General features: G+C 29.2%; 17 protein-coding genes. 3 read left to right on the top strand and 14 right to left on the bottom strand.

Annotation, left to right across the window (positions count from 1 at the left end):
* Window positions 1-540: 540 nt before the first annotated feature.
* Window positions 541-903 (bottom strand): P-II family nitrogen regulator, encoded by a 363-nt coding sequence (locus RH99_RS14650; protein WP_010239819.1) that lies wholly within the window; start codon window positions 901-903, stop codon window positions 541-543.
* A gap of 57 nt (window positions 904-960) precedes the next feature.
* The gene (locus tag RH99_RS14645) at window positions 961-2,184 is read right to left on the bottom strand and encodes an ammonium transporter (RefSeq protein ID WP_010239816.1); all 1,224 of its coding nucleotides are present in this window, start codon (window positions 2,182-2,184) and stop codon (window positions 961-963) included.
* A gap of 360 nt (window positions 2,185-2,544) precedes the next feature.
* Here RH99_RS14645 and RH99_RS14640 point away from each other — a divergent pair, with 360 nt between their 5' ends.
* Entirely contained in the window at window positions 2,545-2,889 is a 345-nt protein-coding gene (locus RH99_RS14640; RefSeq protein ID WP_010239814.1) for a hypothetical protein, read from the top strand.
* 121 nt (window positions 2,890-3,010) lie between these two features.
* Here RH99_RS14640 and ahbB read toward each other — a convergent pair whose 3' ends face one another.
* The 6 genes from ahbB to RH99_RS14610 form a co-directional block, all read right to left on the bottom strand.
* Entirely contained in the window at window positions 3,011-3,502 is a 492-nt protein-coding gene (gene ahbB, locus RH99_RS14635; protein ID WP_010239811.1) for a siroheme decarboxylase subunit beta, read from the bottom strand.
* 4 nt (window positions 3,503-3,506) lie between these two features.
* Complete coding sequence (ahbA, locus tag RH99_RS14630; RefSeq protein WP_010239808.1) at window positions 3,507-3,959, bottom strand: siroheme decarboxylase subunit alpha; 453 nt, start codon at window positions 3,957-3,959, stop codon at window positions 3,507-3,509.
* A 3-nt stretch (window positions 3,960-3,962) separates the two neighbouring features.
* The gene (nirJ2, locus tag RH99_RS14625) at window positions 3,963-4,961 is read right to left on the bottom strand and encodes a putative heme d1 biosynthesis radical SAM protein NirJ2 (protein ID WP_010239805.1); all 999 of its coding nucleotides are present in this window, start codon (window positions 4,959-4,961) and stop codon (window positions 3,963-3,965) included.
* Window positions 4,962-4,974: 13 nt separating this feature from the next.
* A complete protein-coding gene (gene nirJ1, locus RH99_RS14620) occupies window positions 4,975-6,159 on the bottom strand; it encodes a putative heme d1 biosynthesis radical SAM protein NirJ1 (protein WP_010239802.1) in 1,185 nt (394 codons plus the stop codon).
* Between the two features lie 556 nt (window positions 6,160-6,715).
* Window positions 6,716-7,669, bottom strand: coding sequence for a 2-hydroxyacid dehydrogenase (locus tag RH99_RS14615; protein ID WP_010239799.1), 954 nt, complete (start codon window positions 7,667-7,669; stop codon window positions 6,716-6,718).
* A gap of 161 nt (window positions 7,670-7,830) precedes the next feature.
* Window positions 7,831-8,622 carry a Cof-type HAD-IIB family hydrolase gene (locus RH99_RS14610; protein WP_010239796.1) on the bottom strand — a complete coding sequence of 264 codons (792 nt, stop codon included), beginning with the start codon at window positions 8,620-8,622 and terminating at the stop codon, window positions 7,831-7,833.
* A 509-nt stretch (window positions 8,623-9,131) separates the two neighbouring features.
* Here RH99_RS14610 and RH99_RS14605 point away from each other — a divergent pair.
* Window positions 9,132-9,446 carry an alpha-helical endospore appendage domain-containing protein gene (locus RH99_RS14605; RefSeq protein WP_010239793.1) on the top strand — a complete coding sequence of 105 codons (315 nt, stop codon included), beginning with the start codon at window positions 9,132-9,134 and terminating at the stop codon, window positions 9,444-9,446.
* A gap of 406 nt (window positions 9,447-9,852) precedes the next feature.
* Here the strand turns inward: RH99_RS14605 and RH99_RS14600 are convergent, their stop codons facing one another.
* From RH99_RS14600 to RH99_RS14580, 5 genes are all read right to left on the bottom strand, one after another.
* Window positions 9,853-10,530 (bottom strand): DUF421 domain-containing protein, encoded by a 678-nt coding sequence (locus RH99_RS14600; RefSeq protein WP_010239790.1) that lies wholly within the window; start codon window positions 10,528-10,530, stop codon window positions 9,853-9,855.
* Window positions 10,531-10,544: 14 nt separating this feature from the next.
* Window positions 10,545-10,922, bottom strand: a complete 378-nt coding sequence (locus RH99_RS14595) for a DUF4363 family protein (protein WP_010239787.1) — start codon at window positions 10,920-10,922, stop codon at window positions 10,545-10,547.
* A 150-nt stretch (window positions 10,923-11,072) separates the two neighbouring features.
* Entirely contained in the window at window positions 11,073-11,909 is an 837-nt protein-coding gene (locus RH99_RS14590) for a MetQ/NlpA family ABC transporter substrate-binding protein (protein WP_010239785.1), read from the bottom strand.
* Window positions 11,910-11,923: 14 nt separating this feature from the next.
* On the bottom strand, window positions 11,924-12,598 hold the full coding sequence (locus RH99_RS14585; RefSeq protein WP_010239783.1) for a methionine ABC transporter permease: 675 nt from the start codon (window positions 12,596-12,598) through the stop codon (window positions 11,924-11,926).
* Window positions 12,595-13,374: a methionine ABC transporter ATP-binding protein gene (locus RH99_RS14580; protein WP_010239781.1), complete on the bottom strand. Its 780-nt coding sequence runs from the start codon at window positions 13,372-13,374 to the stop codon at window positions 12,595-12,597. The genes RH99_RS14585 and RH99_RS14580 overlap by 4 nt, the downstream gene beginning before the upstream one ends.
* A gap of 592 nt (window positions 13,375-13,966) precedes the next feature.
* On the opposite strand from RH99_RS14580, the gene RH99_RS14575 reads away from it, so the two are divergent.
* Window positions 13,967-14,527, top strand: coding sequence for a P-loop nucleotide/nucleoside kinase family protein (locus tag RH99_RS14575; protein WP_010239779.1), 561 nt, complete (start codon window positions 13,967-13,969; stop codon window positions 14,525-14,527).
* 230 nt (window positions 14,528-14,757) lie between these two features.
* Here the strand turns inward: RH99_RS14575 and RH99_RS14570 are convergent, their stop codons facing one another.
* Window positions 14,758-14,943, bottom strand: a complete 186-nt coding sequence (locus tag RH99_RS14570; RefSeq protein ID WP_010239777.1) for a hypothetical protein — start codon at window positions 14,941-14,943, stop codon at window positions 14,758-14,760.
* Window positions 14,944-15,263: the final 320 nt, after the last annotated feature.

The raw sequence follows: 15,263 nt of genomic DNA, 5'->3' as shown, positions 1-15,263 counted from the left end.
ATACCTATTAATAATAAATAGATATTTAGCCTCCAGTTTTCTGGTCAACTATTAAATGATTTACATTAGTTGATTATTATATACAATTCCAATATTTTTACTATGTAAACATATTATTATATTTTATTGCTATTGTCAATATAATTAACAATTTATTAATTATATCTACATATTATATACATGCTTTTTATATTTATTATAAATTAAGCAACCAATATCAATCGATTATTTAAAGTTATTAGACATGTGAAAATAAATAGTAAGTCAAAGATGCGACAAATATTTTGAATTGAGCAAGGAAGCAGGTTCCGAAGATAGTTTGGCTATCTGAGGGTTCTGCTGACGCAGTAGGATTCAAAATAGGCTAACATACTGACTAGTTATTTATTTGAATATGCCTTAACTGGAATATGGACATTCTGTTGCTTTTTAAGTCAATGAAATACTAGGATCACAAAGAAAGGGCACCAACTCCTGAAACTAGGTTGGTACCCTTTACTCTTTTAAATGATCCAAACAATGATTAATAGAAAATCAAATTTACTCCTTATACTGCAAAGCATCTCTTCCTTCGTCTCCACTACTTATGCGTATAACATTTTGTACATCATAAACGAATATTTTTCCATCTCCTATTTTACCTGTATGCAGTATTTTTTTTGCTATTTCAACTACAGACTCAACAGGTACATCACATACAACTATTTCTACTTTTATTTTAGGCAATAATTTTATATCTACAGTTGTTCCACGATAATATTCTTTATGTCCTTTTTGCATTCCACAACCTAAAACATTTGAAACTGTCATGCCAGTAACTCCAATATTACTTAAAGCATTTTTTAGTTCCTCAAACTTCCCCGGAGCAGTTATAATATCCACCTTAGTAAGTTTTCCACTCATAGTAATACCCCCTTTTTATACTATAATATACATTTAACAAAATGTTTATTCTTAATATTAGTTTACTCCACCGTAAGCTTCTTCACCATGAAGTGTAACATCTAATCCTGTCTGCTCATCTTCTTCACTTACTCGGATTCCCATAATCTTATCTACCACTTTTAATATGATAAATGTCATTATTGCTGAATATGCAACAGTTGCTATAATAGCTACAAGTTGAGCACCTAATAATTTAATATTTCCATAATATAATCCGTTTGCTCCAGCAGAGTTTACTGCTGTTGAAGCAAAAATTCCTGTAGCTATACCGCCCCATATTCCACCAACTCCATGACATCCAAAAGCATCTAAAGCATCATCATAGCCAAGTTTTGCTTTCATAATTGTAACGGAGTAGAAACAAATAATTCCTCCTAATAATCCAATAACTAATGAAGCCATTGGTGTTACAAATCCTGAACCTGGAGTTATAGATACAAGTCCTGCTATTATTCCACTAGCAACGCCTAGTGATGTAACTTTCTTTCTATGAATATACTCACAAGCACTCCAAGCTATAGCTGCTGCTGCTGCTGCTGTATTAGTTGTAAGGAATGCACTTCCTGCTAACGCATTTATTCCCAATGCGCTTCCTGCATTAAATCCAAACCATCCAAACCACAATAGAGCTGCTCCTAAAATTGTCATAGGAAGATTATGTGGTATTGATATTTTTTTCCTTTTACCTAGAACTATTGCTGCTACAAGTCCAGATATACCAGAACTTATATGAACAACGTTTCCTCCTGCAAAGTCTAAAGCTCCTAGAGTTCTTATCCAACCGCCTACTCCCCATACCCAATGGGCAATTGGATCATAAACTAATGTTGTCCATAGTAGAACAAATAATGCAAATGCCAAGAATTTCATTCTTTCAGCAATTGCTCCCGAAATTAAAGCTGGAGTTATTATTGCAAACATAAGTTGGAATAACATAAATACCTGTTGTGGTATTGTAGCTGCATAATCAGCATTTGGTGCAAAACCTACACCATCTAATCCCAAAAATTTAAAATTACCTATTATTCCGCCGATATCGGATCCAAAACATAAGGTGTATCCTATAAATATCCATTGAATTGATACAATTGCAAGTGCTGCATAGCTATGCATAGTAGTACTCAATACATTTTTTCTTCTAACCATACCTCCATAAAATAATGCTAATCCTGGAGTCATTAGCATAACTAAAGCAGCTGCAATAATGACGAATGCTGTATCGCCTGAATTTACGTTCATATAAAGTCCCCCTTTAAATAATATTGTTAAAATAAAAACAAAAGATTAATTTGCCACTGAGTAATATTTTACTTAGTTTCTTAAATAAAGTCAATAATTTTATCACATTATCAATAAAGCTTTATGTAAAGTATTAATTTTTCATTTTTTTACCTATTATCACTAATATAATTGAGAAAATATTGTATTTTATATTAATTATTAGACATAATATTATCTAATTAACATTATTTATTATAAATTACTGTCAAACATTCAATATAATAATATTTTCTTTGTTATTTTAATATTTTGAATTACTAACCAATTATATTGTTTATGCATATTATACAATTATAGTAAATTTTATGGAGGTATATCGTGAATAATAATATCGATAATAACAATCCGAAAATCAATAATTATTCTGAACAACAAGATATAAATTGTAATTACAGTACTTATCCATCATATTATTGTCCTCTATGTAATAACTATAGAGACTACCCTGAACCTATAGGTGAATATGGATATGATGACTATGAAAGTCCATATGATTATGAATACCTAGATGTAGATGATGATTATGAATATAGGCAGGGAGACTATGGAAGACCCAGACGTAGAAGGCGTAGAAGACGTAGACGTAGACAACAATTTCCTTTTATTATTTTTCCATTCTTTTTCCCATTTGGCGGATTCGATGACGACTGGGATGAATATTAAAACTAATTGACAATATAAGATTAAAGATAACTCTCAAAAACAGGTATGTTGTGTAAATTTAGAATATACATGCTCCACACATCATACCTACGAGAGTTGTTTTAATATCTATATATAAGTATTAAAAAACACTATGAAATATTTCATCATTAAAATATTTCATGCTTGTTTTCTTAAGTTCACATGTACTATATAATATTACATAATCACTAATCTTGCTAGCCTTTGAAATTTCTTCAACTATTTTTTCACATTGTTCTTTTGTCTCTCCATGAATCATAGTAAAAATATTATAAGGCCACTCCGGAAATATAGGGCGTCTATAACAATGGCTAACCGATGAAAACTTCACCATAATTTTACTTGCTTCTTTAATTCTTTCCATTGGTATATTCCATACAACCATAGCATTTGAAGTAAATCCTGCGTTTCTATGATTTAAAATGGCTCCAAATCTACGAATAATACCATTACTACAAAGTCTATGAATTTTATCTAACAGTTCATCTTCAGAAATCCCAAGCTCTTTAGCTATTTGTTTATAAGGTTCTTGTACAATAGGAATATCCTCTTGTATCTTGCGAATAATGTTAATATCTAAAAGATCTAGCATATTCTCACTCCTTAATATTAAAAGTAGCGTTAATTTTAAATACTTCTATTGAAGGTAACTCCAATATTTCATTAATACCTGTATGAGTTTCTACATCTTTTAAAAATCTTTTAATTTCTCCCTCAGATGATGCAATCACTGTAAACCACATATTATAAGGATTATTTCGTAGATAGTTATGCGTAACACCATTATAACTGTTTATAAAATCTGACACCTCAGGTACTCTTTCATAAGGTACTTTTATAGCACATAATGTGCTGCAGTATCCCAATTTTTTTGAATTAAAAATCCCACCTATTCTCCTAATATAACCATCTTTTTTTAATTCTTTAATAATATTAATAACTCTTTCTTCTGTAATATTAAGTTTGCTAGCAATTGTTAAGAATGGTCTATTATCCAAGGGAATTTGCTTTTGTATTAAATTAAGGACCTCTCTTTTTTCTTTATTCATTACTTATATTCTCTCCTTATTATCCGAATATAAGCACCAAATGTCTTCAGCCATTATATCTTCATCATTATAAAAAGCTGCACGTGCTCTACATCCACCACAAGCTTTTTTATAACTACAAACACCACATTTACCTTTGTAATCTAAAGTTCTCAATCTTTTAAATACCAAACTATCATTCCATATTTCACTAAAAGGAGTTTCTCTCACGTTTCCAATTGGTAAATTTAAATAAGCACAGGGTTGAACATTCCCGCTAGGACTTATAATACAATAACTAGTTCCAGCTATACAGCCTTTTCTAAACCTTGTTTTAACATCATTTTCCTTGGCTATTCTCATGAACTGGGGTGCACAAGTAGGCTTTAATTCTATAGATACTTCTTTCTGTTTTAGCATTATATCCTTTAAAGTTTTTTCATACTGCATTTTACTTAGAACTTCATTTTCTATACTAGTTCCTCTTCCTGTAGGAACCATAAAAAATATATGGTGCGCTACAGCTCCCATACTAATAGCAAAATCAGTTATATCTAATATTTCATTCTTATTCCAATCCATTACAGTAGTGTGTATCTGAAATGGTAACTTAACTTCTTTACAATTCTTCATTCCTGTAACTGCCTTATTCCAACCCTCTTTATACTTTCTAAATTCATCATGTTTTACGGGGTTTAAACTATCTAAACTAATTCCTATTCCCATAACCCCTGCAGCTTTTAACTTTCTAGCAACTTCTAAAGTTATAAGTGTACCATTACTTCCGAGCACTGGCCTTAATCCAATCTTTGTTGCATACTCTACTAATTCATAAATATCCGGACGCATAAGAGGCTCCCCACCAGAGAAAATCATTATCTTAAACCCAGCCTTTACTACTTCATCTAAAAGTAACTTTCCCTCTTCTGTACTTAATTCATTCTTAGCTTTATTTCCAGAATCTCTGTAGCAATGCTTACAATACATATTGCATTTATTAGTAGTATTCCAAGACATAATCATAAATGAATCCTCCTCAGACTAATCCCATTTTTTCAGATACACCTATTTCCTTATTAGTAAGATAGCACGCTGGATCTGATGCCCAAAACTCTCCTGTTACAGCCTCTGCTCTTGATCTAAAATTACCATTACAAACATCAAGCCACTTACAACTTCCACATCTTCCCTTTAATATGGCCTTTCTATTCTTTAAACCCTTCATGATTTTATTAGAATTGTCTATCCAAATTTCACTGAAGTTTCTCTCCTTAACATTTCCAAAAGTATATTGCTGTGTAAACTGATCTGCATGAACATTTCCTCTATAGTCCACATTTGCAATAGCTATTCCAGAACGATTCCCCCCATTACTTTTCATTAACTTAATAATGTTATCTGCTAATTCAGGATATTTTTCTCTTGCATACATATAAAGATAAACTGAATCTGCATGATTATCTACAGTTAGTATCTCTACCTTATTGCCTAATTCCAAAGTCTTTTTAGTAATTAGTTCCATTGCCGTTCTAGCTTCATCGTGAGATATATCTTCATTAATCATAGAACTACCACGCCCCGAGTACACTAAATGATAAAAACAAACACGATTAATATTTTCTTCTTTTATGAGATTGAATATATCTTCTAATTCACTATAGTTATGCTTATTTATAGTAAATCTTAATCCAACCTTTTGGCCTGCATTCTTGCAATTTCTAATACCCTTTAAAGCACTTTCAAAAGCACCTTTAGTACCCCTAAATTCATCATGGTTCTTCCCAATTCCATCTAGGCTTATACCTACATATCCTACTCCACACTGTTTAAGTTTAACTGCAATATCCCTATCAATAAGAGTACCATTAGTTGAAATGGTACTCCTTATATTTCTTTCTTTTGCATACTGAAGCAATTCAAATAAATCCCTACGAATCAGAGGTTCACCTCCGGAAAATAGGATTACTGGTACTTTGAATTCCCTTAGGTTGTCAATAAAAGCCTTTGCCTCTTTAGTGCTAAGTTCTCCCTCATAGCTTTTACTATCTGAATTAGCATAACAGTGCTTACACTTTAAATTACAGGTTCTAGTACAATTCCATACCACCACAGGACCGCGCCCCTCGCTAACACCATTTTTTTGTGTATTAGCTCCATGAACATATCGCAATTTATCTCCAAAGCTTTCAGTTCCACATAATAATTTAGATATACCTATCATATTCTAACTCCCATTTTTAGCATATTAAAATAGACAAAATATACAATTCATATAAAATCTTTCTTTTAAATAATATTATGAAAATGAAAGATTAATTACCTATCGGACATTATTTTACTTGAATTGCTAAACCTTATCAATATTTTTACTAAATTGTTAAAAAATCCTTAGATAAAATATCAATCTTTTATTATTTATCGATTAACATAAATCATCTCATTTTTTATCTTTTCATGCATTAAAGGTTAATACCTCCACCTCTAAGCCAATCGTAGGTGGGACTTTTCAATCATATGACGTAGAGTACCTACCTGATTTCCCGATGTTTCAGCTTACTGAAACCAGTTCACTTACATATAAAATATACTATTATCTTATTAGTATATTTTTATAAATATACATTTTAACATATGTTTCACCATTTATAATTATTACATTAATCCTATCATAGTAAAAAATAACATTATCTATCTTAAATTATTTTTAGTATATAAATAAAGAAATAAAGTACCAACATAAAAAGTTAGTACTTTATTTCTTATTAAACGAATCTATATCATAAGTTAACTACATTAATTGCCTTACCATTTATATAAGCCTCTATATTTCCACCTAAAAGTTCAAGAAGCCTTTGCCTTGACTCAATACATTTACACCCTATATGTGGAGTCAAAATCACATTATCCATAGAAAAAAGTGGATTATCAAAAGCTGGTGGTTCTGGATATTGAACATCTAAGGCTGCTCCCGCAATTTTTTTATTTCTAAGGGCCTCAATTAAATCTGATTCTTTTATCATAGCTCCTCTTGCTGTATTTATAATAAATGCAGAAGCCTTCATAAGCTTTAATTTATTAGTATCTATAAGATATTTTGTATCTTTTGTAAGTGCACAATGAAGTGTTACAAAATCACTCTTTTTAAGTAATTCCTCTAAAGAAACAAACTCAACATTATCAATAGCTTTTACACTTCTATTGTGTACTAATACCTTCATCCCTAAGCTTAGTGCGGTTTTTATTACACGCTGTCCTATAGCACCTGCTCCGATTACCCCTAAAGTTTTTCCACTTATCTCAAAGTGAGGTACTTGTAAATCCTTACTAAAATTATCGAAATTATTTTGTTTAATCATAACTTGCTGCTTTGAAAGTGATGAACTTAAATTTAATATAAAAGCTACAACAAGTTGTGCTACAGCATCAGTACTATAACCAGGAACATTACATACAGTAATATTCTTTTCTCTTGCAGCTTTTATATCTATATTATTATAGCCTGTACCAGCTTCACAGATAAGTTCCACAGATGATGGAAATTTAGCTATTAATTCTCCACTTAGAGGTAGTTCCTTAGTTACTACTATATTCTGTCCTTTAACTTTCCCAAGTATTTCACTTTCAATACTACTATCATATTGTGTAACTTTAGTAAAATTGTTTAGATTAGAAAAATTAATGTTATTATCGAAATTCAATTTTTTAGAATTTAAAAATACTGTATTTTTCATATTTACAACTCCTAAGATAATAAAATATTTTTAATTTAAGTATAGTATTCATATTTATTACTGTCAAAACATTCAAATATAAACTGTAAACATTTTACATGAATATTTTGTGACCAGAAAAACATCCTAACAGTCAGCTTAAATCTATTAACTCTTAATTTCTATATAATTCCATAATGTGTTAATGCATGTTCAATTCCATCATCCTCTATATCCTTTGTAACAAATGATACAGAATCAAACAAAAATGGTGTTCCATTACCCATAGCAATGCTATTAGGAACATATTCAAGCATTGGTAAATCATTGGAACTATCACCAATTGCATAACAGTCTTCTAATGGTATATTAAAATATTCTTGAAGAAATTTAATTCCAGTTGCCTTAGAATATCCTTTAGGAACAATCTCTCCAAAATTATTACCTCTATCAATATAATCAAAATCCTTAGTAATATAAGAATAAAAACTTTCATAATTACTATCTTCATTTAACCATATAACAAATTTATCAAAAACAAGTTCCGGATCATCCCAAGATTTTGAAACATCAAGTCCCTGTGCACCAAATTGAGCTTTTAGCTGAACTATATCATCAGTGGCAGCTTTTGATTGATCAAAAAAAATGTCATTTAAACCTTCAAAAAGCGCTTCCACTTTGAATTCACGTACCTTTTGTACAATATCAACACAACTCTCATGTGGTACAGCTCTATATAAAAGCTCTTTTCCCTTATAGTTAATATATGTTCCACATCCACAAACACATCCATCAAATCCAATATTGCGTATTTCTTCATTTACATTACAAAAGGTTCTACCAGTGTTAATAAAAGTTAAATGACCATTTTCACGAGCCTTTTTTATTGCATTTACGGTACTTTCAGGGCATATATGCGTATTTTCGGTTACTATAGTACCATCAATATCAAAAAATATCATTTTTTTATTCATGCTAATTTCTCTCCCCCTAATCCTGAACTTTGTATATCCTCTATATTAAATAATTATAACATTTTTATAGCGTTTACATAGACTATTTTATATAATTTTAGATATTTATCATATATTTTAAAATTAGTTAGGTATATGAAAATAAATAGTAAGTCAAATATACTAGCATACTGACTAGTTATTTATTTGAATATGCCTTATACAGATATTTTAGAGGTTAAGAGGTTTATTGTGATTGCTAAATTTAGATACATCTGTTAAGGCTCAACGTAGAAAAGACTGTACCATCTGGATTCTTTGCTCTATTTAAATACATCTGAATACATTCCAAATATCTGTCAATAATCTTAAATGAGTGATTTTTGTCATAAGTAGCTCCATCTTCAAAAGCCTAGATTGCTATCCTAGGCTTTTATTTTATGTATAAATATTTTAAATGATCATGCTATTAATCTTATACACTTTTTTATCTTTCTGCATATTATATATTGATTGGAGGGTGGATTAAAATGGGTATGCCAAATGTTCCTGATGTAGATCCAAAAATTACTTTAACTAGAAATGAAGTAATCAATTTACTATTATCTTCTGTTGCACTAGAAGAATTAGGATTAGCCCATATTATTAATGCTGAGGGTGAAAAAATTCAAGCTATACTTCATGATGATAAATGCGACGATGATGTATTGGAATCTTTGTTGTTAATTGATAAATCTGTTCAAACAACTCTTAGAGATGTAATTAGAAAAGAAATACTATTAGGTTTCAAACTTGAAGATATTCTTGAGTTAATTAATGAAGAACCTAAGGAAATTCATGTTTAGCAAATTTTAATTATATTAGAGTAAAATAGAGCCTAGATTGAAATCTCTAGGCTCTTGCCTTGTATTAAAAATCATTCAATAATATAGACATTATTAGGGAATTTGATATAACATTTTTGTTTATCAGGTTTCCTTAAGTTTATGATGTTGGGTAAAATCGGTGGTATTCTAAATACAATAAAAGTTTTATAATGGTTTAAGCCATGATAATAAAGGGTTTTATTAAGACTTTACCAACGATTTTTTCATTTTTTAAGATAAAGGGGAAAATCTTTCTAATCTCTGATGAATAGGGGCATTAAAAGGATTCTCATATAAATTTTACTTGGTAAAAATAAATATAACATCATTACGTCCCTAGATAATAGCTGTTAAAATTTAAATGGAATAAGACTATATAATAAATCTAAGAAGTCTGTTTATAAAGATCAGCATATAACTTCTTATCAGAATCAATCTCTGCATAAAATACATCTTTTGGTTTTGCCTTGTAGTTTTTATGTAGCTCACGCAAAAGCCAATCCTCATTAATTTTTGCGTAAGTTAATATATTCTTATTTATTTTGCCCTCCACAATAACTGCAAAGGTAAGACCTTCCTCTGGGAAAGTTAAATTCATTTCGCTTGTAGTAGCCGGTCTTGCACTACTTTTAGGTATTACGGATATATCTCCGCTTGGTTCAAGTATAACGTAATTAACATCAGCAACCTTATTATATCCTTGAACTCTCAGCATAGATAGGAGAGTATATAGATTTATATTGTTTCTTTTTAATTCTTTCTTAATAAGTTTTCCATTAGCTATTAGTACACTTGGCATACCATCAATTCCATAAAATTTTTTATTAAGAGATAATTTTGATATTATCACTATACTAATAGCTAAAACTATTACTCCAGCCGAAGTCTTAAATAGATCTTTATTTACAATAGGTTGAGAAATAACATTTGAAATAATAAAAAGTACTGCAACGTCATAGGGTGTGAACTGAGCTAAAGATTTCTTACCTATAAAATTACATATAAACCATATTGTCAATATAAGTACAAAACTTCTTATTATATACACTAATAAACTAAGCATAATAAAACTCCTTTCTATGGGGTAGGTGAAATAGATGTTATATTCTTAAAGATGAAAATACATGCTTTTCCTTCTTTCTCCGCACTATGAACATCTTTAGTGTTAATTGCCCCCCTTAATCTAGCAAACTGTATATTTAAAAGAGAATAGTCTTGATCTGCATATTTAATAGCGATTACAAACTGAGACTCATTCCATTTTTTCTCAACTTTCATCAATGTTTCATTTGCTTTATCCCATTGATTTTTACTAGAATACTCTACTACTTCCTCTATCATTTCTGGGAACGTAGATTTACTAGAGTAAAATATAAAGTATTGAATTAAAAAAAGTGAAATAAACGAAATAGCTAATATTAATGCAATAATTATTGTAACTTTTTTCTGTTTCAAAATACATCACCTCCATATTACTTTTAGTATTTGTATTAAACTATTTTTTATAACAATAAAAAATAGCCCCTTAGGGCTAAATTTCAAGAAAATAGTTATAGAGTCTACAATGACTTGTAGTATATATTTATATCAGCTATTATAATTTAATTAAAAAGCTGGAACTACAGCTACTCCATACTTTTCTTTTATAAACTTTTTCACATCATCAGTCTGTAATGCTGAAACAAGTGCTTTAATTTCCTTTTTATTTTCATCACTTTTTCTTACAACTATTACATTGGCATAGGGTGAGTTTGCATCTTCTCTAAATAGTGCAGTATTCGGATCTATTTTAGCTTCTATAACAATATTAGTGTTTATTATTGCACCATCTAAATCTGGTAAAGATCTAGGAAGCTGAGCAGAATCCACTTCACTAAATTTAAGATTCTTAGGGTTTTCTGCAATATCTTTAGGTGTAGCGCTATAGTTTTCAATTCCACTTTTCAATTTTATCAATCCTTTAGACTGTAGCAGTGCCAATGCTCTGTATTCATTAGAAGGGTTATTTGGTATTCCTATAGTGGATCCATTCTTTAAATCATTAATCGACTTAATTTTGCTAGAGTAAAACCCTATTGGCTCAACATGTATTTTACCAACTACTGCAAAATCATAACCTTTTTCCTTAGAAACAGAATCTAAATAAGGTACATGCTGAAAATAATTTGCATCAATTTGTTTATCTTGCAATGCAGGATTTAATTGGCTTTCATCATCTAGCACTTTTACAACTAAATTAATTCCTTGCTTTTTTAATTCAGGTTTAATATGGTTAAGCAGTACTGCATGAGGTTCAGCCGCTGCTCCAACCGTAAGTGTAACTTCCTTCGTTCCACTACCAGAAGCATTAGTAGAGTTATTACTACTATTATTACTGCATCCTGCTAAAATCCCCATTGCTACCACTGCACTAATTACCACTGTTAAAAATCTCTTTTTCATAAAAAATACCCCCTTCATCTCTCATCTACTTTATATCTCTTCTTATTTATATACTTAGAGATAAAATCTCCAGTAAACTGAATTAATTGTACTAAAACTATTAATATTATTACTGTAGCTACTAAAATATCATTTCTAAATCTTTGATATCCAAAACGTATAGCTATACTTCCCAATCCCCCTGCGCCTATGGCACCTGCTATAGCAGTAAATTCTATTATTGCTATTATTGAAATTGTAACGCCTCTGACTAGTGCAGGAAGTGCCTCTGGAATTAAAACTTTTAATATAATTTCATAGGGTCTTGCTCCCATTGCTTCGGCAGCTTCAATTTTATCCCATTCAACTTCTTCCACACAGTTTTCTATTATTCTTGCTAAAAAAGGTGCAGCTCCAATAGATATAGGAACAATTGCAGCATTCGTTCCAAGGGTTGTTCCTACAATCAATCTTGATAATGGAAGTAAAATAACAATTAATATTATAGATGGAAGTGAACGGATAGCATTAATTATTGTACTTAAAATTTTATTGACTCCGTTACATCCTAAAATATGTCCTTTTTTTGTAACCACAAGTATAATTCCTAAAGGTAATCCAATGGCTAAAGCTATAAGCCCTGAAATAATAACCATGTGAATTGTCTCTCCAAGTCCAGTTAAAAGTATATCTACTAAATCATCACTCATATGCCATCACCACCTATACAAGTATTCTTTATATTTAAACTATTCATTATACTGACAAATTTCTGTGACGTTTCGCTTTTAGGATTAGAAAATACAAGTTCTGTTGCTCCACGCTCTACAATATGTCCATTTTCAATTACAGCCATATTATTGCAGATATATTTAACTACTTCTAATTCATGAGTTATCATAACTATAGTTAAACCCAATTTTTTATTTATAGTTTTCAATAATTCAAGAATAGAAAAAGTTGTTTGTGGGTCTAAAGCTGAAGTTGCTTCATCGCTCAGCAAAACATCTGGTTCATTAGCTAGTGCTCTAGCTATACCTACCCTCTGTTTTTGTCCCCCACTTAATTGTAATGGATAAGCATTTATCTTATCTTTTAAATCAACTAGTTCTAGTATCTCATATACCCTATCCTTAATCTTTTTACGTGGATATCCAGCAATTTGTAATGGAAAAGCTACATTTTGAAATACTGTTTTAGAGTCAAATAGGCTAAAATTTTGGAAAATCATTCCTATCTTCTTTCTAATTTCTCTTAACTCATTTTTACTCATAGCAGTGATTTCTTTATTTCCTATAATGATACTTCCTTTATCTGGTTCCTCTAATCTATTAATACATCTTATCATTGTAGATTTACCTGCTCCACTAAAACCAATAATTCCGAATATATCTCCTTTTTTAATTTCTAAATTGATATTTTTAAGTACATCAATTTTCCCATATGGAGTATTAAAGCTTTTATTTAGATTATTAATTTTTATCAATTAACCTCATCCCCTTAACCTTATATGTAAATAACATATGAGGATTATCTACGTTTACATCTTACCTACTTTTTAAATACAAAAAGAGACTAAGTAAATTAATACTCAGTCTCCAGTTTTTCTGGTCAACTTTGTAAGAAAAATCTAATATTTATTCTTTTTATATAACCTTAACAAAGAAATATTCAATAACGAATAGCATTTCTTACTATTCCTATTTAAAAAGTATGAAATTCAATATACCTATATTATTCCAATTATAGATTTTTGTCAACACTTAATTAAAAGTTTAACTATACAATAAAGATTCTGAATTATTCAAACAAAACTATATTTTTGAACAAAATATCAAATTAAATTCCTAAATTAAAAATATATTTTTAGTCTTTAAATTTTCAATATATTCGTATAAATATTCCTTATTATGCTCTATGTATATTGGATTAAGTTTTTTAATCTTATTTATTTTATCTGCATCTAGATTAGCTTTCTTACAATTTTTGATCTGTTATAAATAAATATATACAAATAATATATAATAATAGTAATATTCACTGAATCTAAATTTTTTATAAAAGGAAGGTGCTAAGAAATGACTAAATACTTAATACTTGTAGGTTCTCCCCCAGGCTGTGGAAAAACTTACATATCTATGGAGTTAGCAAAACGACTAAATAATCCTGTATATTTAGATAAGGATTCTATAATCCCATTATCTAAAATGGTCTTTAAGGCAGGAAATCAACCCTATAATAGAGATTCAAAATTCTTTGAAAAATATTTAAGAGATGCAGAATATGAGGCCATATTACAAATTACTTTTGAAAGTTTACTTTTTAATGAACATATAATCCTCAATGCACCATTTTCAAAAGAACTGAGAGATAAAAAATATATTGATAATTTAAAAGAAAAGCTTAAAACCTACAATGCTGAACTTGTACCTGTTTGGATTGACTGTGATCCTGAAGTCTCACATAAAAGAATGTTAAAAAGAAATTCAGATAGAGATACTTGGAAACTAGCTAACTGGGATGAATATATAAAGTCCCAAAATTTTTCATTACCAAAGATTGAATGCTTACATGTAGTTAATAATTCAACTTCTGAAAGCTCTAAGCAAGATATAGAAAAAATATTAAAGGTTTTATAGAAATTATACTATAACTTCTCAATGAAATATATCATAAGGCATTTTTATTAAAGATGTTATTCATAAAACTTAATAATCAAAATTTAAAACTATTAAAATACAATAAGTTTTATAGTGTTTTTTTATTCTATTATAAGTTATATATTTTTAAGTCCACATTAATTTCGTCTTAAAACAACACCTTTTTTAATATTGATTAAATATTTTTAGTTATCATTACAAAGATTATATTAATTATTTAATCCAGACATAAAACCATCTTTAAACCCTTTTACCAAACTTGGAACCCCTACTGCAATGGCAAATAAAATCAGTATAATACCTATTCTTTTTATTTTAGTATTTTGTTTTTTATTTCCTAAAATAAAAAGAATTATTCCTAAAATAAGCAAAACCAATATTCCAATACTGCCCATATAATATTTCTCCTTTTCATTTTTTCATTACAAGTTATATGAAATTATTTATAAATTAAATATAAAATTATAAGCTTAATTAATATTATTAGTTATAAATGAAAATTGAATATGTAACTTTAATTTCAACATATAAATTATACTACAATTTCTAATCAAACAATATATTGGCAATATAAAATAATATATTGTTTGATTAGAAATTGTTGTTTATTATATTTTTCACTTCCAACTTGTCCTTTAATTACCTAGAATAAGTTTATCAAAACCACATAACATAATATCAGAAAGGAGATGTTAATTATGTCAAGTAGCAGAAA

The sequence above is a fragment of the Clostridium arbusti SL206 genome, assembly GCF_000246895.1.
In the GTDB taxonomy this organism is placed as follows: domain Bacteria; phylum Bacillota; class Clostridia; order Clostridiales; family Clostridiaceae; genus Clostridium_I; species Clostridium_I arbusti.
The sequence above is the reverse complement of the archived record's forward strand: the minus strand, read 5'-3'. Positions and strand labels throughout refer to the sequence as shown.